The sequence below is a fragment of the Corynebacterium sp. A21 genome (genome assembly GCF_052266655.1).
In the GTDB taxonomy this organism is placed as follows: Bacteria; Actinomycetota; Actinomycetes; order Mycobacteriales; family Mycobacteriaceae; genus Corynebacterium.
Window position 1 is genome coordinate 332,497 of sequence record NZ_JBQPQY010000002.1, and the last position, 23,146, is coordinate 355,642.

Consider the following 23,146-nt stretch of genomic DNA (forward strand, 5'->3'; position numbering starts at 1 on the left):
CGCCGCTGCTCAGGGTTTCTCTTAGGGGGATTCTGCGGAGGTGAGATTCTGCGGCGTTCCCACAACAGCATTTTCTCCGCGAACATCAGGGCTTTAGCCCCTCATGGTGTTTGACACAAAACCCGTTATTGAAACCGATTCAACACAACAGTGAACCCGCAAATGACATGGGGTTTGAGCACTAAACGTTAAACTTAAACTCCACCGAATTTACTGTCTATATAACCTCTGAATCGATATAGTCATTAGCATGCGAACAAACATACGAAAAGCCGCCATCTACCTGCGAATATCCCTAGACCGAGACATGAACGGCTTAGCCATTGACAGGCAACGTGAGGACTGTTTAGCGATTATCGAAAGGCGCGGCTGGGATTTATTCGAGGAGTTTGTCGATCAGTCCATCAGCGCATCCAGCAAGACCGCCGTGCGGCCTGCCTACGACCGCCTCGTCGCCGGATATAAGGCCGGCCGTTTCGACGCGATCGCCTGCTACGACCTGGACCGTTTAACGCGCCAACCCCGACAGCTGGAGGATTGGATCGACGCTGCTCAGGAGAACAATCTCATCATCGTCACCGCCAACGGCGAGGCTGATCTGGGCACCGATGGGGGGCGCATGTACGCCAGGATCAAGAGCTCGGTAGCCCGTGCCGAGATCGAGAGGAAGGCCGCGAGGCAGAGCAGAGCGCAGCAGCAGCGAGCGCAGCAAGGTCGGCCGCCGAAGGGCATCCGCCCCATCGGATATGCGCTGGACGGCGCGATCATCGAGAGCGAGGCCGAGGCCGTGCGGGGTATTTATGCGGCTTTCTTGAGAGGGACATCGCTCCGTGACATTGCGCGGGCGCTCAACGGCGAGACGGCAGGCGGCCTGGGTGAGGAGAAGCTGCCCGCTATACCGACGACGCCACGTCATACCCACACCCTGGACAAGGAGCGCAACAAGAAGCGCCGGGAGGAAGGACTGCCTGAAAAAGAGGTCATGGCCCCTTTCCCCTGGAAATACACGACGTTGCATCCTATCCTTCGGAACCCGAGGTACGCCGGCTACAGCGCTTACACGAAGAGGGCAACGGCGGGGGTCAAGGGCAAATGGACAGGGAAAAAGAACAGCATCGTCAGAGATGAGCATGGGGCCCCCGTCATGGGGCAATGGAAGCCGATCATCGACGAAAACACCTGGTGGGCAGTACAGGAGAAGCTAGATGATCCCTCGCGGGCGACGAATAGGTCCGGCTCCACGGATCGCATACACCTTGGCTCAGGCATCTATCGTTGCGGCGAATGCGGTGCCGCGATGAAGACGCATACAGACAGGTACCGCTGCGGCCCCTGCGGCCTCGTCAGGGCCCGCGCCGGGGTGGACCGGTTCGTCATCAAGGCTATAGAGACCCGGCTCGGGCTCCCGGATATTGCAAGCACCCTCATTCCCGCCGGAGCAGGCGGTGAGGAGCTGGAGGCGATCAGGGCCGAGCTGGAGACGCGCCGGGGGCGCATCCTCCGGGCGCAGCAGGACTACGACGCTGAGATCATTGAAGGCTCGGATTTACAGCGCGTCAGGAGCGCCCAGCAAGGACACATCCAAGCCTTGGAGGCGCGCCGGGCAGCACTGACGGCGGGATCTACGATAGGGCCCATCATCGACGCCGAAGACGTGGTCAAGGCGTTCAGGGAGGCGGATCTAGCATCTCGACGGCAGATCATCGACCTCTTGGTAAAGGTGTCACTTAAGAGAGGGGTCAGGGGCCGAAAGGGATTTGATCCTGCATCAATCGGAATTAGCTGGCAGCAGGGTCTCAGCTGAGGACATAGAGCAGCAGGCTATCGCCAGCCGGGAAAGGAAGTGAATTACCAACCCCGCTTCTGACCTTGGAGGTCATCATGTCTGCTCCCACCGCTATTGTCTCTGACCCCTCAAAGCTGATCGCCGAGCTGCCTGGCATCCTTGGTTTTTATCCTGAGAACTCCCTGGTCGTCGCCGCGTTCACGCAGGCTGAGGACGCCCAAACCCGCTACTCGATGGGGCCAGTCATGCGCCTGGATCTCGGCGATCTGAAAGCCGTGAGCGAGGTCGCCGAGTACCTGGACGGCCTGTCCAGCGATATGGTCCTAGCGTTCGTCATCGCCCCTGAGACGCCCGATGATATAAACGACCAACTCTCACCACTCCCCAACCTTGTCGCCGCGTGGCAGGTCCCCTACGCCGTCACCAACGAACATTTCACCATGATCTTCTCTGACGGCGCGCTCGGTAAACGCACCTCCATCCGCTGGATGGCCGGCACCGTTGCCCCCGTACATGCCGCAGCCTCCACCCGTCAGCTGCTGACAGCATCTGATGGAATTGCGCTGACTCGCTCGGAGGTAATCCAGCGTCTGACATACGCCCCGGAACTCCTGGACCACGCCTTCGACATGCTGGTGGTGATAGCCACGGACCAGCATCGTTCCGACCTGGAGACCGCCCAGGCTGCTGGCCCGGACGCTTACCGCACGCTCATCGGCACCCTCGTCACGCAGCTGCGTGCTGCGCTGACCGCCGAAGATGATACCGATGAGTTCATCCTCGCACTAGCCTCAGCCTGCATGGACGCGGATCACCCACTCCTCCGGGACATCGCCCTCGGTGCCTTGATGGAACACCCCGCCGCCGCCCGTGAGCTGGTACTGACGGTCGCTCGCACCAACCGTGACACTGCCGTTCGCGCCAACGCCCTCGCTGCCTACGTCGCTACCGGAGTAAAGCTTGGGACCGCTACTGACGCCTGCATGGCCATGGACGTGGCGCTGGCTGGCGCTCCCGGCCACACCCTGGCCTCGCTGGTTTCAGATGCCGTTATTCACGGCGTTCACGAGCCTCTCATCGAGGCGGTCGAGCGAGGCGCTGCCATGGCTACCGAGCAGGCCGGCATCACACTCTGACAGTGCAAGGACACCCTCAGAATAGGGGGCTACTCCCCCACCTCTCTCACATCTTCTTCACAGGTGCGCTTACCTTAATGGCGCTGGTCACCAACGGGGTGGCTGGCATTTCCATAGAGATACGCCCTAGAGCTAAGGATTTTCCATGTCTATTTTCACGAAGCGCGCAGCCGCCATCATCGCCGCTGCCGCCGTCGTTGCCAGCGGCATCGCCGTTGCTGGTGCCGGCACTGCCTCCGCAAGGACCTGCCACTTCGACAGGCAGGGTGAGCCTGGCCCGAAGGTCTCCTCCGCCGGCCCCATCCAGCTCGGTGTCGCTACAGGTGATTGCAGCTTCATTAATTTTGGTGAAGCCTTCTCGGCCGGCACCGCAAGTACTGGCCTGATCGGCGTCCTAAATATCCCTGTTGGTGACGAGTGGTTTGTCATTGCAGTGGAGGATCTCGTTGGAGTCACCGCATCGTCCGATAACAATGAGGTCTACAACAAGGACGAGTAGCTTCCCCCTCCAGACAAAATCACCCGTCGTAGCCTCGTGGCTGCGGCGGGTTTCTTTTTCCCTAGGACGCCGTAATCGGGGACATGGCTGTAGCGCTTGGACATGCGACACCCTGAAGGGAACGTGAGGCTTTCATTATGGGACACGTAATCATGCCGAAAAGGTCCACTCTGTCATACTTCTTGGTTTTGAAAGTATGACAAGGAAAAAGCCCTGACCTGCACAAACATACTTCGTCATACTTCTTGGTTTTGAAAGTATGACGTCCCAAAACGCTATGACCTGCGACGATGGTCAGNTTCGTCATACTTCTTGGTTTTGAAAGTATGACGTCCCAAAACGCTATGACCTGCGACGATGGTCAGGAAATGGTCGCCATTCATACTTTACATACTTTTATTTCCAAACTTCCCACATAGGACGCTATGCCGGGGACAGCATCAGCAGCTATAAGGCATATCCTATTAATTACTACATCCCTATATCTTTCTCTAAAATAAGTATGTAAAGCATGTACAGAAAGAAGTAATGACTGGTCAGGGTACGTTCTGGCTTACATACTTATTATTTTCTAAGTAATCTAGAAAAGTGTAAAAGTGTCCCCCGACCTGCCAATATGACCCCTTTTTCCCGTCATACTTTTTGTCATACTTCTTTTGGAAAGTTCCATGAAGCATGCAATGACCGCTCGAACGTCCCACATTGTGAGAAAAAATCCCACCATGTGGGCCAATTCATTGAATCTGCCTATAACTCCCCCACCCGCCATTGCACGTCCAAGCGCTACGGCCTGTCTCCGATTACGGCACCGCAATGGCGAGCTTGAGCACCCCTGCCTGCCATTGCATGCGGCCATGTCCCCGACTACGGCACCGCAACACCCGGAGCCTGACTGCCGCTGCGGCCCGGACAAGGACACTTTTATGATCCAATAACGGGTCTTGCAAATCATTGACATGACCCACTTAACCAACCAATATGTAATGCATGGATGCAGCTACTCTGACCGCCCTGACCGAGCAAGTGGTCACCCTGGCCGAACGCGTTGAGACCATCGAGGAGGGTGGCGGGGGCCCAGGCTACGATGAAAAAGGCGGCCTTTACCGCTCGGCAAACTTCGACAGCGCGGAGCAGGTCGACGGGTGGCTGGAGCGCCCCTATATTGAGATCGACGACGCCTCCACGCTGCCCGGCACGTCTCCCGGGCGACGCACCTAGATCCTTTTCCATACGCGCAGCGATGCTGCCGCATCGCCGAGTGTCCCCCGCATCTCGGCCGATCTGACAGGCTCAGATAATCAGGGCGGTCGGTCGCTAAATATTGCATCGGGCCAGCATGGGCAGCGCGGCTATTCAGCCGTCCACGTGGATTACACCGCCACGGAAATCTCGCATAGCAAGCCCGGCGGAAACCAGTACCCCCTCCCAGCCACCCGAGATGCGTCTCTGGCTGTCAGCGCGAATGAGGTGGTGGCCTCGGCCAGCTCGCCAGGAACCAACGGCCATGCAGCCGAAAATCAGCTGGTCAGCGATATCGGCACCTCGATGTCTGCCTATCTTGGTACCAAAAAGAACGGCGCGTGGTTTTCCTATTTCGGGGCCGAGAGCTTTTCTGGCTCGGTAACCATCGGCGGCGCCTCCCTCTGGGCACCGGCCATCGCGACCCCTACTTCGGCCGGCTCGGCCATCTCCCGCGATGGACTCGGGCAACTCGTGTCGGCATCATCTTCGCAGGTCAACAAGCTGGACCGCGAGACGTTGGAGCACGCCGCAGCCCACGCGATGCTGGAGGTCACGCCGATCACCTGGCGGGATAGGGGTGCGGTCGAGGCTGATCCTGGCACTGAAAAGCGCCAGGTCGGCTTCACGGTAGAGGACGTGGTGCGGGTCTCCGAGGCGCACGGCGGCTCGCTGGAGCCCGTCATTCTCCGCGATGCTGAGGGTGCGCCGGCAGCGCTGGCCTATGACCGCATGCCTGATGCTTTCACTCTCACCCTGCTACGCGAAATCATCGCCAAGCAGGACGCGCTGGAGGCTCGCATTGCTGCGCCGGAAAGCCCCTAGGAGCTTTCCAGCTTCTCCATCCGGATCGTCGTCGTGATCCCCATTACGGACCGGCTGAAGCTCAGCTCGCCATTCTCAAAGCTGAACTCTTTACTGGTGTCCATTGACGCCAGCCAAGCCCCGGCCGTCGCCTCGATATCCCGCTCCGAGAGGAATGATGCGCCGTTACCGCCCAGCTCGGAGTCGAAGGTTCCAATCCAGTAAATCGCATGCGTATCGCCGCCGCCCGAGACCCAATCGATCGAGATCGTGTCTTGATCGATGACGGCCTCCATCCAATTATCCTCGCCAGACGTGCCCTTCTGCACCCAAACGCCTGACAAATCCTCGACCTTCGGAGTCGGAGTCGGGGCGACTGCGGAGCTGGAGGACAGGCTGGAGAGCGAGGACTGGGCGTGGGCGACGGCGGTGCCGGAGATCGCGAGGGCGGCAGCGGTCACGCTGACGAGGATCTTTCGTGAGATAGTCATTATTATATGATTACATAATTCTCATATTTAGCCTATGTCTTTACCTCCGTGGGGGTAGGACATGCGGGCTCGAACATCACCGGTACCCCGTGGTCAGCAGCGATACTTGAAAAAAAGATCCAACTCCATCACCCCAAGCCCCTGCGGGCTCGGGGTATTTTTCATTCCCGACCCTGAGGAGGGACCGTGGCTACGACAATTACTGGAACTTACCGAGACAACGACCATGGCCCGCTACCTGGCTGGTGGGAAGCCAACCTCTCCCACCGGCTGTCCGACCTTGCTGGCGCTGAGATATATCCCGCCGGCCGCATCTCCTCCGGTCAGCTCAGCCGCGCCAATGGCTCCCCCAGCCTGGCCACCGAGGTGCCGAGCACCGACGATGAAAATATCGTGCAGCGGGGTTGGCATGTCGAGGTGCGCATCTCCTTCTTCGACGACCTTAGCGATGAGATTTACCTGCTCAACCAACTACCCGGCGGTGCCGTGGTCGATCTCTCGGCCTACGTGCCGGCAGAGATTGATGGTGGGCTAGCCTCCGGCATCATCATCGAGGGGCCGCCTGGCGCTGATGGAGCACCCGGCCGCGATGGAGTCGATGGGGCCGACGGACTAGATGGAGCTCCGGGTCGAGGCATCGCATCCATCACCAACGAGGACAGCGACGGCGTGGCCGTCATCGCCTATTCCGACGGTGAAACCTCCGAACTACCCCTCCCAAGGGGTAAGGACGGTGGCCCTGGAACACCTGGCCATTCAGTCACTGTTACGAATACCGAAGAGGTGACCGAGGGTGTCCGCGTCAGTTTTTCAGACGGCACCGTCGTCATCGTCCCCCGAGGACCAGCGGGTGTCGACGGCACTGACGGCCAGGACGGGCTAAATGACCTGACGCCGAACATCGGCGAGAATGGCAACTGGTGGATCGGCAACGCCGACACCGGCGTTGCCGCTGCCGGCCAGGATGGTGTCGATGGACAGGACGGAGAGCCGGGTCCACCCGGACAGTTCGAGGGCGTGGCCGTCACCGACGTGTTCCCCATATCCGGCTTGCATCCCGGCGAGCTCCTGCTCGGCGTGGATTTTTCCGACGGAAATTCCAAGACCTTACTCACCTACCTCACCGGCAGACTGCCCCAGGTTATCGACGTATCGGGGCAGGCCTCCGCCGAACCCCCGCACCTCACCAGCTTCGTGCGGCTGACCGCCGTTGATCCTCAGGGCCTGATGCCTGCTGGGGAGACGATGATCCTTAGCCTCAGCGGTCTAGAGGTGAGCGCCGAGGTCAAGGCGGGGCCGGGCGGATATTTCACCTATGCGGAATTCGGAATCGTGGAAGGCTTCGGCCAAATCTCGATCATCAGCGGCCCCAACGACATCATCGCCTACCTCAATTACCCCTAACACCCCTTAGAGCAAAGGAACTCAGCATGCCACTGACCACCATCCAGACCCAGATCACCGAGCTCACCGACGGCTCGTTTGCCGAGCTTCGCCGCTGGCTCGGCACTGAGGATGCCCGTCGCCGGCAGCGCCGTGCCGAGCATGCCGGCCAGGCCGAGATCATCTCCGAGCTGCGCGACAGCGGCGCCATCGAGAACCCCGCCGGGACCGACGGCGGGCCCGCTACCTGGGCAAACCCGGGCACGCTGCACCAGAAAATGTACCTCCATTGCGACATCGTGGCGCACGTCGGCCGCGTCTGGATGAGCACCCACCCGGGCCAGAATCACTGGGAGCCAGGCGCGGTTGGCATCGACCACCGCATCTGGCTCGACGTCACCCCGACGTCAGAAGATGAGGTGACCGGGGCTTGACAGCGTTAGCCCGATCAAAATCGAACCACTCCTGCTCAGACCTCTCAATAAGCTTGGTCAGCCGCCCAGCCGCCCACGAGTTGTGCTCAGCATCAAGATCGCACGCTAGGAAGCGTCGTCCGAGCTGCGCAGCTACCACGGCAGTAGTCCCCGACCCAGAGAACGGGTCCAGCACCACGTCACCCGGTTCAGAAACCGCGAAAATGAATTTCCTAACCAGCTCTTCCGGCTTTTGGGTCGGATGTGGAGTTTTCTCGTTCATCCCGTTGCACGTGGTCGGGATGGTGATAACGTCCTTGGCTTTCGCACCCATCGGGTGCGGCTGCCAATCATCACGCTTACCTTGTCCCTTCCCGTACGCAGACGTCTCTGCTTGGGGGTGACTCGGATATTTTAGAGTGTGAGCCCCATAAGGGATGCGCAAATAATCGATAGAATGAAGCTTCTGCTTCTTCGACTTTCTGAAGTGCAAAATTGACTCGTGCGAGCGACCCCAGTCGCTGCCAAGATTCGCCTTATTCTTGTAGTGCCATACCAGCCACCGGCAGGCCGCAAAATACTTGGTTGCTGGGTGTTTCACGTCGGCAAGGATCTCAGAAAAGCCGCAGATGTACAGGCTTCCGGTGGGGGTCAGCACCCGGCTAGCCTCCACGATCCACTGCATACACCACTCGATGTATATTTCCTGGGACGCAAAGTTATCCCAGTCAGCCTTCTTAATGTTGTAGGGCGGGTCAGCGAAGATTAAATCAACGGACCCCGTCTCCAACGACTTCAGCCAAGCAATGGAATCACCCTGAAAGATCGTACCCTCGGGTGCGACAACCTGGGCCCGAAACTCACCAGCACCCACCGTGACAAAATCAGAGTTCTGGGACAAATCCTCGACGACGCGAATGTCCTTCTTTGGCACCTCGAAAAGGCCTTCCATAGGATTATCCTCGCTAAGTATATAAATTGACTCACTGTCCATAGCCGAACTCACTAACTCCCCCGGTTCGTATCATCGAGATTCCGTTTCACCAAGCCTGCGTCGAACAGCTGCACAAGGCTGGTTGCAAGGCTGACTGCGACGGCTGCTTCCTGAGCATCGACGTTTCCCGGGGTCGACGGCTGCCCCGCATGCCTGTCATGCTGCCCGGACCATAAGACGCGGATCATTCCAAGCACGACATCTTTTGATGGGGAGCGAGTGTCTTCTCGGGTCATCGGCAAATGCCAATCGCCTTGAGCCGCCAAATCCCTAGCCACGACGCCCAACGTAGCCCTATCATTGTTAGGGCAAACGACCGGAATCGTCGCATCTTCGACCGCAAGAATGGCGAAGCGGTATGCGGCGCTCGGGTCTGGATCTAGACCGTAGAGATGTCCCCAGGCCGTAGCCAGATGCACCCCGGCCCGACCAGCCCTGTCCATGACGTTCTGAGCGCCCAGCTGAACGCCTAGAGGAACGCGTCGGACGAGCCCTGGCTTGCCAGCTCGCTCGCCTACTGTCCAGGCAGACTTGCTCAGGTCGAGGAGCTCATCGAGATCCGTCTCTCTGACGTCAGGCTTATGAGCCAATATGTAATCCGCAATCTGGAGGCCGTCATCTTTTGTCCGCAATATCGACATAGCTCTGGCAATCTGGTCTTTGCCAACGCTGTAATCCTGGCTTGCGGATCTCAGATTTGGAAAGGATATCTGGAGACGCTGACACATTTTCTCCGTGAATGTTTCATCAAGAAATCTGAATCGCGACTTTCTGTCATAGCTAGCGCGATACTCAGTAAGTCCCTCCCTAACCCATCGCCAGAGGGCCTCCTTCATCCAGACGGTAACTCCGTCATGTAAAGCGTCATACTCGGCGATCGCATCATCAGAATCGATGCCAAGTGGCCGCCATAGTCCTTCTGACATCCCTACTCCTCCGCCTTGACACTCAATGACACCCGATCGACAGCGGGCCCGCCCGCCTATTTGCTCCCAGAGGTTACATTAAACTTAAACTCTACTGCTTCGAATTGAGTCATTTCTCATTCCACTTAAAAGCCGGAAAAGATATTTGAGAAATTTATCTCCGGCACTGATTAATGCATGAATATAACTTCAGGATTAAAGCATATTACCGGCGTCCGCAGTCCTCTTCGGTACGACTACAAACTCGTCGCCGACCCGTAACGCATCGCTTGATTGTGAATCACTAACATCAGCAGAGTCATCAAAATCAAACGACTCTACTTCATCTATCCATTTCGGAGGTTGGAAACTAATTCCCAATGCGCCCATGCCCTGCCCCCCGACCTTTACAGAGCGAAGCTTATATGTCGAAGCAATAGCTAGGGAAGCTGATACTTGGGTTACTCTTAGTGCCGCCTTAAAGCGGTACAGGTGCCCCAGCTCATCACCTGAAACAGGATCTTCCACAGTTTCCGGGGCGAAGGGAAGAACTGCTACATAGTCCCCTTCTTTAATGCCGTCGTTCGTACCCTTGTTAATTACCAATTCTTGGTCGCTTAGAATTTTAGCGACTGCGCCTCTAATCTCGGTGGCCATCAGTTTTCCGCCTTCTTCCCTAACTCGGCTTCCATTTCCGCTAGAATCTGTGCATTCGCCTTATGCCGGTCGAGCACACTTCTCGCCGCTTTTTCACTGATTTCAGACCAAAGACCAATGCTGCTTTCTGTTAATTTTTTCTGTTCTCGAAGGTCCCTTTGACTGACCGCGACAGCAAATTCTAGTTCTGCCCGACTCTCCCGAGAGGACAGCTCCCCGAGACTGTCGGCCAAGGCATCTTGGGCACGGTAAAGGTCATAGAGCCGATCGACTGCCATCGTGGCGACGGTGGAATAATCTTCACTTTTCCCTTTAGGGACCAAGATCAAAGTGACAACAATAGGTGACACTATCTGGATCAGCGTAGAAAGAATCAACCACCATCTTCCGTGCTGGTCTCCGAAGTAAAGTCCATACACCACGGATAGAACGAGCAAAACAACGCAAACAATGAGGCCTACTGTTTGTGCCACGCTCAGGTGAAACGTCTTTTCGCCTTCTAGATCAGCTTTTCCCACTCCACACCCTTAGCTGAGTAATACCCCCACCTTCTATTTATTGCCAGAGGTTACATTAAACTTAAACTCCACCACATCACCGTCAACCATCACATAGTCCTTGCCTTCCTGTCGGACCTTGCCCTTGGCCTTGGCTTCGGCAACGGAGCCGGTCTCATCAAGGTCTTCGAAGGAGATGATCTCCGCCTTGATGAAGCCGCGCTCGAAGTCGGTGTGGATCACACCGGCGGCCTGCGGGGCGGTGTCGCCCTTGCGGATGGTCCAGGCGCGGGTTTCCTTCGGACCTGCGGTGAGGTAGGTCTGCAGGCCAAGGGTCTCGAATCCGGCGCGGGCCAGGGAGTACAGGCCTGGCTCGGTCTGGCCGACGGAGTCGAGCAGCTCGGCTGCTTCTTCCGCCTCGAGCTCGAGCAGCTCGGTTTCGGTCTGGGCGTCGAGGAAGACGCAGTCTGCTGGGGCGACGAGGGCGCGGAGCTCGTCCTTCTTCGCGTCGTCGGTAAGCACTGCCTCGTCGGAGTTGAAGACGTAGAGGAAGGGCTTGGCAGTCATCAGGTGCAAATCGCGCAGCGGCGCGAGGTCGATCTCGCCGGCCTTGGCTGCGGAGAAGAGGGTGCGGTCATCTTCGAGGATGTCCTTGGCCTGCTTCGTGGCTTCGACGGTGTCGGCCAGGGACTTGTCCTTGCGGGCTTCCTTCTCCAGACGCGGCAGTGCCTTTTCAATGGTCTGCAGGTCGGCGAGGATCAGCTCGAGGTTGATCACGGAGATGTCGGTGGTCGGGTCGACCTTGCCTTCGACGTGGATGACGTTTTCATCGGAGAAGGCGCGGACGACCTGGCAGATGGCGTCGGCGTCGCGGATGTTCGCGAGGAAGGCATTACCCATGCCTTCGCCCTCCGAGGCGCCCTTGACAATGCCGGCGATGTCGACGAAGGAGACGGTTGCCGGGAGGATGCGCTCCGAGCCGTAGATCTCGGCCAGACGACTCAGTCGCTCATCGGGCAGCTCGACCAGACCGATGTTGGGTTCGATCGTCGCGAAGGGGTAGTTCGCGGCGAGAACGTCGTTCCGGGTCAGGGCATTGAACAGGGTGGACTTGCCCACATTGGGCAGACCGACGATTCCAAGAGTTAGGCTCACGAGTCCTGATCCTAGCAACTCAACCTCACAGCAGGTTCGCGGTGGTGCTGCAGCACCGAAGTCCGGGGCATCAGGCAAGATAGATGGTGTGAGTGAACAGCCTGAGCAAGCAGCCGACGGCATCCCGGACGTCAGCAGCACCACCGGTGGAAAACCCGCCGGGGAGGCCTCGTCTTCGGATGCCAAATCTCCTGAAAACATTGAAAGATCTGTGCCACCCGGTGACCTGGACGCCTCCGGTCAGTTCTCCGACCTGGATTCCGAGGATTCCGGTGGATATCCCGATCAGATCGACCGTTCCCGGGTCTTCGATGAGGGCCTCCGGGTCGTCGCCATGTGGTGCTTGCGGCTGCTGGTCATCGCCATCGCGGCTTATGGTGCCTGGTTCCTGCTGAAGCAGTTCTGGGCCGGCATCCTTCCGGTCGTCCTCGCACTGTTGCTGTGCACCGTGCTTGCCCCGGCTGCCGGCTGGCTACGCCGCCACCGGTGGCCCAGTTCCCTGGCAGCGTTGACCACCATGCTCGGCGCGCTGGGCGTGGTGGTGGGGTTATTCCTGATTATCGCGCCGGATGTGGCCAGGCAGTCCCAGACGCTCTACTACCAGGGCTTTGATGGCATCCAACAGCTCCGGCTCTGGCTGCAGGGTCCACCGCTGAACCTGGATTCCGCAGATCTCGATGACGTGGTCAACCAGGCTGCGAGCTGGTTGCAGGATCAGGCCGGCACCATCGCCGGCGGTATTTTCAGTGGTTTCAGTACCGCTACATCACTACTGGTCACGCTCGGTATCATGATCGTGCTGATCTTCTTCTTCCTCAAGGATGGCCACCGCTTCCTCCCGTGGCTGCGTCGGGCAACGGGACGTCGGGTGGGCCGGCATGGCACGGAGCTGCTCACCCGCGCCTGGAACACCCTGGGTGGATTCATCCGGGCGCAGGCCGCAGTCTCCTTTGTGGATGCCATCTTCATCGGCGTGGGCCTCGCACTCATCGGGGTGCCCATGGCGCTGGCTTTGGCCGTGATCACCTTCATCGCGGGCTTCATCCCCTATATCGGCGCGATCACCGCCGGCGCCTTCTCCGTGCTAATCGCCCTGGTCTCACTGGGCTTTACCGAAGCGGTGCTGACGTTGATCCTCATCCTGGCGGTGCAGCAGCTGGAGGGCAATATCCTCTCCCCGATTCTGCAGTCCAAGGCGATGGATCTGCACCCGGTGATCATCCTGATCTCGGTGACCGTCGGCGGCGGCCTGTTCAATATCATCGGCGCCTTCCTCGCGGTCCCGGTGGCCGCGATGATCGCCGTGGGATTCCGGTACGTCCAGGACATGGCCATGCTTCGCTCCGGTGAGCGCAAGACCGCTGACATCGACTTCGCCACCAATGCGGGCATCTGGACCGGCCGCTACACCGAAGAGGCGGGCAAACGGATGCGTGCTAAGCGGGAGGACCCGCCGGTGGTGGTTTCCGACCAACGCATGGATCAGCCCCCGGTGAACCAGGACGAGGCCACCAACCTACTCGTCAGGCTCAATGAAGCCACCAGCACTCTCACACGTTTGTTCGGAAGAGAGGGACACAAATAAACCCCGTGTCCGCCCCATCTGGAATGCTGGTGGCATGGGCATTGTCTATCTCCTCCTCGGGCTGGCCGTCGGAGCGATCATCGGCTGGTTAGCGCGGGGGAACCTGGCTGAACGAGACCTCGGCACCGACCCGGTTGATCCGGTGCAACTACAGCGAACCAACACCGAACACTTCGAGCGGAGTCTCGAACACAGCCTTGACCCGGTTAATCGGGCTGTCTCCGAGCTGGCCGAACAGGTTCGCGAATTAGAACGCGATCGACATTCCGCCAACACCTCCCTGGCTACCCAGATCCAGGCCATCACCCGCACCGCCATGAAGTTGAATGATCGGGCAGAGAATCTGGTCCTGGCGCTTCGATCACCGCAGGTGCGCGGCCGATGGGGCGCAATCCAGCTGGAGCGGGTGGTGGAACTGGGCGGCATGGTTCGCCACTGTGATTTTTCCTCCCAGCTCCACGTCCGGTTGGGTGGCAGAGTCCTTCGCCCGGATCTGGTTGTCCACCTGGCCGGGGAGCGGCAGATCATCATCGATGCCCAGGTTCCCTTCGGTTCCTATCTCGATGCCATGGACTCCTCCGATGCGGAGGAGCAGTCTGCTTTTCTGCGTCGCCACGCCCACCAGCTGCGCAATCATGTGAGTCAGCTGGCGGCCGGGGATTACGCCGAAGCGTTCTCCCCCACCCCGGAGTTCGTGGTGCTTTTCGTCCCGGCGGACCCCTTCCTGGATGCCGCGCTCTCCGCGGATCCTGAGCTGCTCGAGTTCGCCTTTGAGCGCAATGTCGTCCTCGCCACCCCGACTACCCTCTTCGCGCTGCTGCGCACCCTTTCCCTGGGCTGGCGACAGGAGGAGATCACGGACAAGGCCCGGGAGGTCAACCGGCTCGGCCAGGATCTCTACGGCCGGCTCAACTCGATGGCGGATCAGTTCAATGAGATCGGGATGAATCTGGATAAGACCACACAGGCCTACAACGCCACCCTCGACTCCCTGGATTCCCGGGTGATGGTGACGGCTCGCCGACTTGCGGAGCTGGAAATCCCGGTCCGCAGCAAGCACCACCCAACGCCTCTGGAGCCGGCAATCTCGAGGCCGCGGCATGCTCGCGGGGAGGGCGTCGAGAAGCATCTCTGCTCAGAAAGTGAGCGAGGCAACCCTGATCACGGCGGAGCGGACTCTTCCCCCGGGTTATCGACCGGCTAGAATGACTTCCCGTGTCGAATGTTCCCCCGCAGACCAGGAAACCCCGCGCCGGTAGCGCCCGCCCCGCCGCGGGAACTTTTCCGGGCTTACCTGCCTGGTCGGGGATCGCCATCGTCTTTGCGGCCCTGGTGACCGGCCTGGTCATCAGCGTGGCCATGGGAACGATCGGGGCCGGTTATCTGGCTTGTTTCGCCATCGCCGGTATCGCCGTCGCCCTCCTGGTGGAACTACGCGGACTCTTCCTGACGGTGGCGGCGCTGCCCCTGCTCTTCTCCCTTGTCACCCCGGTGGCCAGCTGGTTTGTCTCACAGACCCTGACCGGTTCCAACGCCGAGTTCTCCGCGACCGCTGTGGTCACCTCGATTTTTCCCCTGCTGCAGTTCTTTCCGTTGCTGTTCACCGTGACCCTGGGATCCGCCGCGATTGCACTTCTCCGGCTGTGGCTGTTCAACCGTCGGGAGCGGGAACGGGAGCGGTCCGCCCGAAGTGCGCGGCGTCGAGACGCGGAAGCTGAGCGCGTCAACCGTGCCACCGCGCACCGGGCCCGCCAGACCAGCACCCGGATTCCACGCCAGCCTCGTGCTGAGCGCACCGGCGAGCGGGTGACGGTGGAGGAGCTGATGCAGCGCAATGTCGACCGCGACAACCGCTCCATCAGTGATGATCTCTACCGGGACTAGTTCGCCCGGCTAAGAGTCCCCACGCAGCAGAAACAACGAGACCCCCTCTCGATCCACCAGGATCGAGAGGGGGTCTTCGCGGTGCCTATAGCTGTATCAGAGGGGCGTTAAGGTGATGCGTGCCGGGCGCAGTTCACGCGGCAAGGAGAAAACGATCTTCTCGCTGGCGGTGGTCACCTCTTCAACATTGGCGAAGCCACGCTCCGCGAGGAAATCGAGCACCCCGCGGACCAGGATCTCCGGGACCGAGGCACCAGAGGACAGTCCGACGGTCTCCACGCCCTCGAGCCAGGCCTCGTCGATCTCGTTGGCGAAGTCAACCAGGTAGGAGGCCTTGGCGCCGTACTGCAGAGCCACCTCGACCATCCGCTTCGAATTCGAGGAGTTCTGCGAGCCGACGATGAGGAAGAGATCGGAATTCGGGGCGATCGCCTTGACCGCGACCTGACGGTTCTGGGTGGCGTAGCAGATGTCATCGGAGGGCGGGTCCTGCAGATGCGGGAAGCGCTCCTTGAGCTTGACCACGATCTGCATGGTCTCATCGACCGAGAGCGTGGTCTGGGAGAGCCAGACCAGCTTCTCATCGCTGAGGAAGTCCGGGAGCTTGTCCACGCCCTCAAGTCCGTCCACCAGGTGGGTGATCTCCGGAGCCTCGCCGGCGGTGCCCTCCACCTCTTCGTGGCCCTCATGTCCGACCAGCAGAATGTGGTAGCCATCGCGGTCAAAGCGCTTGGCTTCATTGTGGACCTTGGTCACCAGCGGGCAGGTGGCATCCAGGGTCTGCAGGTTCAGAGCCTTGGCCTGGTTACGGACCTCCGGGCTGATACCATGTGCCGAAAAGACCAGGTGAGATCCCTCGGGAACCTCATCGGTTTCCTCGACGAAAATGGCACCTCGCTCCGCAAGGGAATCCACGACATAACGGTTGTGGACGATTTCCTTACGGACATAGACCGGCGCCCCGTAAGTCTCGAGCGCCTTTTCAACTGTTTCAACCGCACGGTCAACTCCAGCGCAATACCCACGAGGGGCCGCGAGGAGGACCTTCTTCTCAGCAGAGCTCATACTCCCCAGAGTATCCAAGGTCTGAGCAAAAGCCTAGAATAGGCGAGACACATCTCCAGCAGCGAACACCGAGAGGTGGAACACTTTGTCCGAATCCCCCAGCACTCCGGATACCCCGTGGCCGGTCCGCGAGGTCAATTCGAAGGTCAAGGGGTGGATAGAACGCCTCGGACACCTCTGGGTGGAGGGCCAACTCACCCAGGTCAACATGAAGCCGAATTGGAAGCTGAGTTACCTCACCCTCCGTGATACCGAGGCTGAGGCCAGCGTCCAGATCACCTGCCCGACCACCCTGATCAGGAACTCCCCCACCCCCCTGCGCGATGGTGACCGGGTCGTGGTCTACGGAAAACCCGCCTTCTACGCCGGGCGCGGTAGCTTCTCCCTCTGGGTCACCGAGATCCGACCCGTCGGCATCGGCGAGTTGCTGGCCCGGATCGAAATGTTAAGGAAGTCCCTGGCTGCGGAGGGTTTATTCGATCCTTCCCGCAAGAAGCGGCTGCCCTACCTGCCGACCCGCGTCGGTCTGATCACCGGCCGAGGTTCCGCCGCCGAGCGCGATGTCATCGAGGTGGCCCGGGACCGGTGGCCGGAGGTGCAGTTCGAGGTCCGCAACACCGCCGTCCAGGGTGCCAATGCGGTCCCGCAAATCCTCGCCGCCCTCAAAGAACTTGAGGACGACCCCCGCGTCGATGTCATCATCATCGCCCGCGGTGGCGGCTCGGTCGAGGATCTACTGCCCTTCTCTGAGGAGGCACTGCAGCGCGCCGTCGCCGCCGCCCACACCCCGGTGGTCTCCGCGATCGGACATGAGCCCGACACCCCGATCCTGGACAATGTCGCCGACCTGCGGGCCGCCACCCCCACGGATGCCGCCAAGCGGGTGGTCCCCGATGTCATGGAGGAGCGTGCGCTGATCGCTGAGGCCCGGGCCCGGGCGGCCGCCGCCCTGCGAGGTTGGGTGCAACGGGAGCGGCAGGGGCTGGCATCGCTTCGCTCCCGGCCGATCCTGGCGGACCCGATGACCCCGATCAACCGACGCCAGGATGAGCTCGATCAGATCCTCGCGATCATCCGGCGGGATGTTACTCATTTGCTGGCTCAGGAGTCCGCCGAAATTTCCTCGCTCCGCGCCCAGGTGGCCACCCTCGGGCCCGCCGCCACCCTGGCGCGCGGTTACTCCGTAGTACAGGTGGTTCCCCGGGACGGCTCCGAACCGGAGGTAGTGACCACCATCGAGCAGACCCCGCCCGGCAGTCAGCTGCGGATCCGCGTGGCCGATGGTTCGATCACCGCCGCCGCCATGTCCACCACTCCCGCCAACTAACACGCTTGTCCTAGAAAGAGAGCACCCAGATGACCCAGCCCAATTCCTTCGGCACCGGCCTGCCCGGCGAGAACATCTTCACCCCGGTCGGCGAACTCAACTATGAGCAGTCCAGAGACGAGCTCATCGAGATCGTCAAGATCCTCGAGCTCGGTCAGATGGGCTTGGATGAGTCCCTGAAGTACTGGGAACGCGGCGAAGCCCTGGCCAAGCGATGCGAGGAGCACCTGGCCAACGCCTCCCGGCGGGTGGAGGACGCCCTGGGCAAGGGGAGCGAAGCGGGAGAATAGGCTGCAGCCCAAGGGGGTAGTCGCACTACCTCTCCATTAACCCGCGGCCTGTCACCCTGGTGGCTAGCATGAGTCCGTGAATCTTTTCCTCGCGCTCCTTCCCCTGGTCCTGGTCATCGGCGCCCTGGTGGCACGCCAATCCACGCTGCGCTCCGCGGTTCTCGGACTGGTCGCTGCCCTCGTCATCGCCATCGCCTGGTTCGGGATGAGTTGGCGGGAAGGGCTGAGCGCGGCCGACAATTGGTGGCCGCTGGTGCTGGAGGTGATGTTGATCGTCGGCGGTGGCATCGCCTTCGCAGAGGCGGGTCGGCGTACCGGCGATCAGATGGAGCTATCCGGTTGGCTGCGTTCCCGGCTGGGCACCGGGGTGGCTCCGGCGCTCGCGGTGGTGCATGGGGTGACCCCGATGGCAGAATCCCTGACCGGCTTCGGAGTCGGCGTGGCGATCGCGGTCCCGCTGTTGCTCGGCCTGGGTTACGCCGGCCGGCAGGCCGCTCCGCTGGGGCTGCTCGGACTGTGCGCGGTGCCCTGGGGTGCGATGGGGCCGGGCACCTTGATCGCGGCGCGGCTGGCGGAGGTCGGTTTCGATGAATTCGGCGTGATGTGCGCGATCCTGAGTCTGCCGGTGTTCATCGGCACCGGCATCGCCGCGGTATTCATCGTCGCTTCCCCCGGCGAGCGTGCCCGGGGCATGGCGCTGGCATTCGCCTCCGGGCTACTGCTCTGGGTGGGTATCTGGGGTTCGAATATCCTCTTCGGCACCGCCACCGCCGGCGCTCTGGGTGCCGCCTTCACCCTCGCCATCCACCTCTTGGTGCACCGTCTCCGCGGGATGCCGATGCGCGCCTCGGCCCGCGTCTGGCGGGCACTGGCACCCTATGGGGTACTGCTCGGCGGAGTGCTCCTGGTAAAGGTTGCCCTGCGTCTGGCCTCGATTGATAGTGCCCCCTGGAGCTATCTCGGCTCCCCCGCCCTCTGGTTGGCGGTGGCGGTGTTGTTCACACTGCGTTCCACCCGGCATGAGTTGCGCCCGATCTTCGTGCACGCCACCCGGACCTGGGCGCATGTGGGACCCGCCACCGGCCTGTTCATCATCCTCGGTGTGGTGATGGCCGTGGCCGGGATGTCGGCGCAGATCGCCACCGCACTCGCCGGACTTGGCGGCGTCTATCTTTTCCTGGTTCCGGTGCTCGGCGGCGCCGGTGGCTTCCTCACCGGATCCAATAGCGGGGCCAACGCCATGTTCGCGGGCCCACAAGCCCAGGCGGCTAATGCCCTGGGAGCCTCGGTGCTGCCAGTCGTCGCGGCGCAGAATGTCTCCTCCTCCCTGCTGACCCTCGCTTCCCCCTCCCGCATCGAATTGGCCGTCCGCCTTTGCCCTGACCAGCCGGATCGGCAGCCGATCTTCCGCCTGGTGCTGACCGTCTGCGTGGCGCTGGTGGCGGTGCTCTCGGTGGTGACGGTACTGCTGGCTGGCTGAGCGCCCGCCCTTTATCTGGCAGGAACTTGACGACGATCGCGGTACTCGGGCTTCTCCTTATCCGTGGGCATCTCTAGAAATAGGCGAAGACCCTGGATCCAGTCGTCCGGCTGGGATCCAGGGTCTTCTTCCGATCCTGTCCTAACAGGTGGCAATGTCTTAAGCGTGGTATTGGTGACCACCGCTATTTAGAAAGCATCCGCAGGCCCTCGAGCGAGGTGGACATTCTGTTAGACCATCAGGTGACCCATAAAAGCCGCTGATCAAAACCTACAGTTACCACCTGTAGTGAACAGGTTTAGTTCCAGTCTTATGACTTTCATGCGGGTTCTCATGTACTTCCAGCATTTTCCACACAGTATCGACCTGCCTCTGGACGTGCCGCGCATGATAGACCGCTACAGAAAAGTGGCGGTCAATGATCACCTCAAAATATTCCCCCTCACCTGCAGCTTTCCCTTCTTCGTCACCGCTAAAACTAGTGAAGTGATAAAATCTGCCGTCGGCGATCGAGAGACTACGGGGAAAGAGGAAACCACCGGGAGAACTCACTGGAAACCCCCATACCTCCGGAATATCCCCAAAAAACAGCAGGCAGAGGGGAGACAGGATCCCCGTCTGAAGACGACCTAGGGGAATGAAAACGTCTCCTTTACACTCGGGTGAGCGATCATCGATGACCTCTCCATCGCGACTGATCTTCCACGAAGATTGCCCCGGACATGCCACCACATCATAAGCAACTCCGGCATCACCCGGGCGACTATGCCACAGCGCCTGATAGCTCAACCGGGCTGCGGAGGAACGGCTCATGAGAACTGTGAGCGCTCCAGATTCAAGGATGTCAACATCCCGTTTAATGTTGACAACTTGCTGCTGACGGCAAAAATGCTCCCAAGCTTTGCTCTCGATCATATTGCAGACCTCTTGATATTTTGTATGATCATCGACGTTTGCAGGGAATTCACACAGGTCGGAATTATAGGTGTACTGGGGGCAATTGTACTGCCCCAACGCAAACTGCAAACCTCAAACGCTGCATCATAACCCAGCGTCCTCGGGCTCGACGTTTCATTCTCCCGGAGACCCCAAAAAGCTCCAGCCGCGTTGCGGCTGGAGCTTTTCAGTGCTGAGTTCTACTCGCTCGGCAGCGGCTCAGTCTCGATAACCGCTTCAAGCAAGGTGCTGAACTCCTCCTCTGCAGGATCCAGGAATCCGGTTCCTGACCTGTTTTGTCAGAGAGATTCAGGAGAGGTTGAGATCATCAGGTGATGCTGATTCGGTCGCGAGAGAGCAAACCCGCTTCATCGTGGAGCTACTCTTCTGGTCTGGCGGCAAAGACCTTCGGCAAGGCGCATTATTCCAGTCCAGGAGGGTTGTACTCTCCTCTCGGGACACTGGGACTTAACTTCACCGGTGGATCCAAGCCAAAATAGACAACGACGGGGCACGATCCGAGTTATTTCACAACATCTCCGCCAGATGGCAACCAGGTCACCAGCTCCGGGAAGATTATCAATAGGGCGATCACAAGAAGTGCCAGTGGCACTCCCATCAACGCTGACCCGAATACCGTCCCTAAGGTGATGTTTTGGCCAAGGTTGACTTCCGGAGCTTGCGCGATCTTGTGGATCAGGAAGACCAGCACACCAACCGGTGGTGTCAACATGCCGATTTCGGCAGCAAGTACGACGATGACACCAAACCACAGCAGATCAATGCCAAGGGTATTCAGTGTCGGCAGCATGACCGGGATGCTCAGGAGCATCAGGGAAATCGGGTCCATGAACATACCCAGCACGATGAGGACTATGACTGCAGCGATGACGAACTGCGTGGCGGTCAATCCCATCCCATCGATCCACTGTGTGAACATGAATGGGATTTCACTGAGAGCCAACATACGGGTCACAAACGCGGCTCCGATGAGAAGGAAGAACACCGAACCGGTTGCCAGCACAGTACCACTGAGAGCACTCCCGACGGCCTTCCAGAACTCCTTACCCCGGATGTAGGCTGCCGTAATGATGAGGGCACCTATGCATCCCACGGCTGCGGCCTCGGTAGCGGTGAAGAAGCCACCGTAGAGACCACCGAGAACCACCATTACCAGAACTGGCATAGGCCAGACTTGGGCCAAGGACTCCCATCGGGCAGACCATCCAGCTCCCTCCAGCTTCTTTCCGGCAAGGCCGGGGAACACGAGGGCGAGAATAAGAATGGCAACGTTAACGACCAGCGCCAGGAGAATTCCTGGGACAACACCCGCAAGCAGCTGCGGACCAACTGGAAGATTAGCTATGCCTGCATAGACAACCAACAAGAGGCTTGGGGGAATCAGTTGGCCCGGTAGTCCGGCCATGATCACCGACCCGACTGCGAGCCGTTTATCATAACCGGACTTCAGCATTTCCGGGATGCCGATGCGGCTGATTGCGTAGGCAATACCGATGGTCGAACCACTCGCGGCAGCCAGACCAGCTCCGGCTATGTTGGTGGTAATGGCGAGGCCACCGGGGAGCCAGTTCAACCAGGCACGAGCGGCATCGAAAATGCGGGCGGTGGACCCACTCTTCCAGAGAAGCAGCCCCATGAAGATAAACATCGGAATGACGCTCAGGGACCAACTGGCTCCATTGGAAGCAGGCAGGTCAACCAGGCTGCGCTCCATGACGGAGGATCCGCTGATCCGCCAGATACCGAGCAGACCCGCCAGTCCCATGGCCACTGCGATTGGTACTCGGCAGGCCATCAGAGTGAGAAGTAGGATGATGCAGGCCAGGGCGACCTGTGTCTTGGTCTCCAACGCCCCGGACAAGATGAGAACGATCTCACCGAGTAAGACAGCCAATAGTACGGTCAGGACAATGGAAGAAGGACGCGATGAAAGTTGTTTCGATCCCACCAACGGGGACTTCAGTTGATCCTCAGGGGCTTTTTCACCGATTGCGATGCTCATCGGGCATTCTCCATTTCATTGTCATCCAGGACGGAATCCGGATCTGAGCTGGTTCTGGGAGAGGTCAATAGCCTGCTGATTTCCCGGAGCATCTGCGCAATGATGATCATGACGAAGGCCAGACAAGCGATGGGAATAGCGAAGCGTGGAGGCCAGATCGTAACCCCCGTAGATGAGTCGTATTCGCCGACAATGGCTTGGTCGAGAGCGTTGCCTAAACCGAACCATCCGATCAGGAGCGCGAATAGTCCGGTACAGGTCAAGGCGACCAAGGCGATGACTGCTTGGCCCCTATCGGAGAGGTGGTCGTGGACGATCGGCAGATCGGTGTGCTCTCCATACTGCTGAGCTGCAGCTAGCCCAAAAAACACCACCGGTAGCATCCACCAGAAGGACACAAACTGATTAGTTCCCTGGATGGGCGAGTTCAACAAAAACCGCAGGACGACATCGAGAAACACATTAATGACCATGGCCAGGGCAGCTGCGCCGCCGATATATAGGGAAACGCGGACAAGTACGTTGACCGCTTTATCAATTCGATCTAGGAGCGGCGACGACGTTGTGAGACGGTTTGTTGCGGTGTTACCCATTGTT

At 59.7% G+C, this 23,146-nt stretch carries 23 protein-coding genes; 13 read left to right on the top strand and 10 right to left on the bottom strand.

Going from position 1 to position 23,146, the window contains the following annotated elements; genetic code table 11:
- The first annotated feature begins 250 nt into the window (after window positions 1–250).
- The 5 genes from ACTU46_RS05705 (at window position 251) to ACTU46_RS05725 (ending at window position 5,485) form a co-directional block, all read left to right on the top strand.
- Window positions 251–1,804 (top strand): recombinase family protein, encoded by a 1,554-nt coding sequence (locus ACTU46_RS05705; protein WP_443380238.1) that lies wholly within the window; start codon window positions 251–253, stop codon window positions 1,802–1,804.
- Between the two features lie 77 nt (window positions 1,805–1,881).
- On the top strand, window positions 1,882–2,922 hold the full coding sequence (locus ACTU46_RS05710) for a DUF4192 domain-containing protein (RefSeq protein ID WP_443380240.1): 1,041 nt from the start codon (window positions 1,882–1,884) through the stop codon (window positions 2,920–2,922).
- A gap of 145 nt (window positions 2,923–3,067) precedes the next feature.
- Window positions 3,068–3,421: a hypothetical protein gene (locus tag ACTU46_RS05715; protein WP_443380241.1), complete on the top strand. Its 354-nt coding sequence runs from the start codon at window positions 3,068–3,070 to the stop codon at window positions 3,419–3,421.
- 987 nt (window positions 3,422–4,408) lie between these two features.
- Complete coding sequence (locus ACTU46_RS05720) at window positions 4,409–4,639, top strand: hypothetical protein (RefSeq protein WP_443380242.1); 231 nt, start codon at window positions 4,409–4,411, stop codon at window positions 4,637–4,639.
- Between the two features lie 147 nt (window positions 4,640–4,786).
- Window positions 4,787–5,485, top strand: coding sequence for a hypothetical protein (locus ACTU46_RS05725; RefSeq protein ID WP_443380244.1), 699 nt, complete (start codon window positions 4,787–4,789; stop codon window positions 5,483–5,485).
- Here the strand turns inward: ACTU46_RS05725 and ACTU46_RS05730 are convergent.
- Window positions 5,482–5,955, bottom strand: a complete 474-nt coding sequence (locus ACTU46_RS05730; protein ID WP_443380246.1) for a hypothetical protein — start codon at window positions 5,953–5,955, stop codon at window positions 5,482–5,484. The two genes, ACTU46_RS05725 and ACTU46_RS05730, sit on opposite strands and share 4 nt — an antisense overlap.
- A gap of 186 nt (window positions 5,956–6,141) precedes the next feature.
- Between ACTU46_RS05730 and ACTU46_RS05735 the strand changes: the two genes are divergently transcribed.
- Both ACTU46_RS05735 and ACTU46_RS05740 read left to right on the top strand, forming a co-directional pair.
- Window positions 6,142–7,359, top strand: a complete 1,218-nt coding sequence (locus tag ACTU46_RS05735; protein WP_443380248.1) for a hypothetical protein — start codon at window positions 6,142–6,144, stop codon at window positions 7,357–7,359.
- 26 nt (window positions 7,360–7,385) lie between these two features.
- Window positions 7,386–7,772: a hypothetical protein gene (locus tag ACTU46_RS05740; RefSeq protein ID WP_443380250.1), complete on the top strand. Its 387-nt coding sequence runs from the start codon at window positions 7,386–7,388 to the stop codon at window positions 7,770–7,772.
- Here the strand turns inward: ACTU46_RS05740 and ACTU46_RS05745 are convergent.
- From ACTU46_RS05745 to ychF, 5 genes are all read right to left on the bottom strand, one after another.
- The gene (locus tag ACTU46_RS05745) at window positions 7,735–8,745 is read right to left on the bottom strand and encodes a DNA-methyltransferase (protein ID WP_443380252.1); all 1,011 of its coding nucleotides are present in this window, start codon (window positions 8,743–8,745) and stop codon (window positions 7,735–7,737) included. The genes ACTU46_RS05740 and ACTU46_RS05745 overlap by 38 nt on opposite strands.
- 11 nt (window positions 8,746–8,756) lie before the next feature.
- Window positions 8,757–9,671 (bottom strand): hypothetical protein, encoded by a 915-nt coding sequence (locus tag ACTU46_RS05750; RefSeq protein WP_443380254.1) that lies wholly within the window; start codon window positions 9,669–9,671, stop codon window positions 8,757–8,759.
- Between the two features lie 195 nt (window positions 9,672–9,866).
- Complete coding sequence (locus tag ACTU46_RS05755; RefSeq protein WP_443380256.1) at window positions 9,867–10,307, bottom strand: hypothetical protein; 441 nt, start codon at window positions 10,305–10,307, stop codon at window positions 9,867–9,869.
- A complete protein-coding gene (locus ACTU46_RS05760) occupies window positions 10,307–10,825 on the bottom strand; it encodes a hypothetical protein (RefSeq protein ID WP_443380258.1) in 519 nt (172 codons plus the stop codon). Before ACTU46_RS05760 ends, ACTU46_RS05755 begins: the two co-directional genes overlap by 1 nt.
- Window positions 10,826–10,858: 33 nt before the next feature.
- Complete coding sequence (gene ychF / locus ACTU46_RS05765; protein WP_443380260.1) at window positions 10,859–11,959, bottom strand: redox-regulated ATPase YchF; 1,101 nt, start codon at window positions 11,957–11,959, stop codon at window positions 10,859–10,861.
- A 121-nt stretch (window positions 11,960–12,080) separates the two neighbouring features.
- On the opposite strand from ychF, the gene ACTU46_RS05770 reads away from it, so the two are divergent.
- The 3 genes from ACTU46_RS05770 to ACTU46_RS05780 are packed head-to-tail and all read left to right on the top strand — an operon-like array spanning window position 12,081 to window position 15,428.
- Window positions 12,081–13,544: an AI-2E family transporter gene (locus ACTU46_RS05770; protein WP_443380411.1), complete on the top strand. Its 1,464-nt coding sequence runs from the start codon at window positions 12,081–12,083 to the stop codon at window positions 13,542–13,544.
- 34 nt (window positions 13,545–13,578) lie between these two features.
- Window positions 13,579–14,748 carry a DNA recombination protein RmuC gene (locus tag ACTU46_RS05775; protein WP_443380262.1) on the top strand — a complete coding sequence of 390 codons (1,170 nt, stop codon included), beginning with the start codon at window positions 13,579–13,581 and terminating at the stop codon, window positions 14,746–14,748.
- 11 nt (window positions 14,749–14,759) lie between these two features.
- Window positions 14,760–15,428: a DUF6542 domain-containing protein gene (locus ACTU46_RS05780; RefSeq protein ID WP_443380264.1), complete on the top strand. Its 669-nt coding sequence runs from the start codon at window positions 14,760–14,762 to the stop codon at window positions 15,426–15,428.
- Window positions 15,429–15,524: 96 nt separating this feature from the next.
- Here the strand turns inward: ACTU46_RS05780 and ACTU46_RS05785 are convergent, their stop codons facing one another.
- Window positions 15,525–16,493 carry a 4-hydroxy-3-methylbut-2-enyl diphosphate reductase gene (locus ACTU46_RS05785; protein WP_443380266.1) on the bottom strand — a complete coding sequence of 323 codons (969 nt, stop codon included), beginning with the start codon at window positions 16,491–16,493 and terminating at the stop codon, window positions 15,525–15,527.
- Window positions 16,494–16,578: 85 nt separating this feature from the next.
- Here ACTU46_RS05785 and xseA point away from each other — a divergent pair, with 85 nt between their 5' ends.
- The 3 genes from xseA to ACTU46_RS05800 all read left to right on the top strand — a co-directional run bounded on the left by xseA (window position 16,579) and on the right by ACTU46_RS05800 (window position 19,590).
- Entirely contained in the window at window positions 16,579–17,820 is a 1,242-nt protein-coding gene (xseA, locus tag ACTU46_RS05790) for an exodeoxyribonuclease VII large subunit (RefSeq protein WP_443380268.1), read from the top strand.
- Between the two features lie 29 nt (window positions 17,821–17,849).
- On the top strand, window positions 17,850–18,110 hold the full coding sequence (locus ACTU46_RS05795) for an exodeoxyribonuclease VII small subunit (protein ID WP_443380269.1): 261 nt from the start codon (window positions 17,850–17,852) through the stop codon (window positions 18,108–18,110).
- Between the two features lie 76 nt (window positions 18,111–18,186).
- Window positions 18,187–19,590, top strand: a complete 1,404-nt coding sequence (locus ACTU46_RS05800; protein WP_443380271.1) for an L-lactate permease — start codon at window positions 18,187–18,189, stop codon at window positions 19,588–19,590.
- A 276-nt stretch (window positions 19,591–19,866) separates the two neighbouring features.
- On the opposite strand, the gene ACTU46_RS05805 is transcribed toward ACTU46_RS05800, so the two are convergent.
- The 3 genes from ACTU46_RS05805 to ACTU46_RS05815 all read right to left on the bottom strand — a co-directional run bounded on the left by ACTU46_RS05805 (window position 19,867) and on the right by ACTU46_RS05815 (window position 23,142).
- Window positions 19,867–20,616, bottom strand: coding sequence for a hypothetical protein (locus ACTU46_RS05805; protein ID WP_443380273.1), 750 nt, complete (start codon window positions 20,614–20,616; stop codon window positions 19,867–19,869).
- A 433-nt stretch (window positions 20,617–21,049) separates the two neighbouring features.
- The gene (locus ACTU46_RS05810; RefSeq protein WP_443380275.1) at window positions 21,050–22,549 is read right to left on the bottom strand and encodes a TRAP transporter large permease; all 1,500 of its coding nucleotides are present in this window, start codon (window positions 22,547–22,549) and stop codon (window positions 21,050–21,052) included.
- Window positions 22,546–23,142 carry a TRAP transporter small permease gene (locus ACTU46_RS05815; RefSeq protein WP_443380276.1) on the bottom strand — a complete coding sequence of 199 codons (597 nt, stop codon included), beginning with the start codon at window positions 23,140–23,142 and terminating at the stop codon, window positions 22,546–22,548. Before ACTU46_RS05815 ends, ACTU46_RS05810 begins: the two co-directional genes overlap by 4 nt.
- Window positions 23,143–23,146 lie beyond the last annotated feature (4 nt).

Coding starts and splice junctions, on each gene's coding strand:
- ACTU46_RS05785 (WP_443380266.1), bottom strand. CDS start 16,493: ATGAGCTCTGCTGAGAAGAAGGTCCTCCTCGCGGCCCCTCGTGGGTAT.
- ACTU46_RS05750 (WP_443380254.1), bottom strand. CDS start 9,671: ATGTCAGAAGGACTATGGCGGCCACTTGGCATCGATTCTGATGATGCG.
- ACTU46_RS05705 (WP_443380238.1), top strand. CDS start 251: ATGCGAACAAACATACGAAAAGCCGCCATCTACCTGCGAATATCCCTA.
- ACTU46_RS05795 (WP_443380269.1), top strand. CDS start 17,850: ATGACCCAGCCCAATTCCTTCGGCACCGGCCTGCCCGGCGAGAACATC.
- ACTU46_RS05745 (WP_443380252.1), bottom strand. CDS start 8,745: ATGGACAGTGAGTCAATTTATATACTTAGCGAGGATAATCCTATGGAA.
- ACTU46_RS05810 (WP_443380275.1), bottom strand. CDS start 22,549: ATGAGCATCGCAATCGGTGAAAAAGCCCCTGAGGATCAACTGAAGTCC.
- ACTU46_RS05715 (WP_443380241.1), top strand. CDS start 3,068: ATGTCTATTTTCACGAAGCGCGCAGCCGCCATCATCGCCGCTGCCGCC.
- ACTU46_RS05775 (WP_443380262.1), top strand. CDS start 13,579: ATGGGCATTGTCTATCTCCTCCTCGGGCTGGCCGTCGGAGCGATCATC.
- ACTU46_RS05710 (WP_443380240.1), top strand. CDS start 1,882: ATGTCTGCTCCCACCGCTATTGTCTCTGACCCCTCAAAGCTGATCGCC.
- ACTU46_RS05730 (WP_443380246.1), bottom strand. CDS start 5,955: ATGACTATCTCACGAAAGATCCTCGTCAGCGTGACCGCTGCCGCCCTC.
- ACTU46_RS05815 (WP_443380276.1), bottom strand. CDS start 23,142: ATGGGTAACACCGCAACAAACCGTCTCACAACGTCGTCGCCGCTCCTA.
- ACTU46_RS05755 (WP_443380256.1), bottom strand. CDS start 10,307: ATGGCCACCGAGATTAGAGGCGCAGTCGCTAAAATTCTAAGCGACCAA.
- ACTU46_RS05720 (WP_443380242.1), top strand. CDS start 4,409: ATGGATGCAGCTACTCTGACCGCCCTGACCGAGCAAGTGGTCACCCTG.
- ACTU46_RS05740 (WP_443380250.1), top strand. CDS start 7,386: ATGCCACTGACCACCATCCAGACCCAGATCACCGAGCTCACCGACGGC.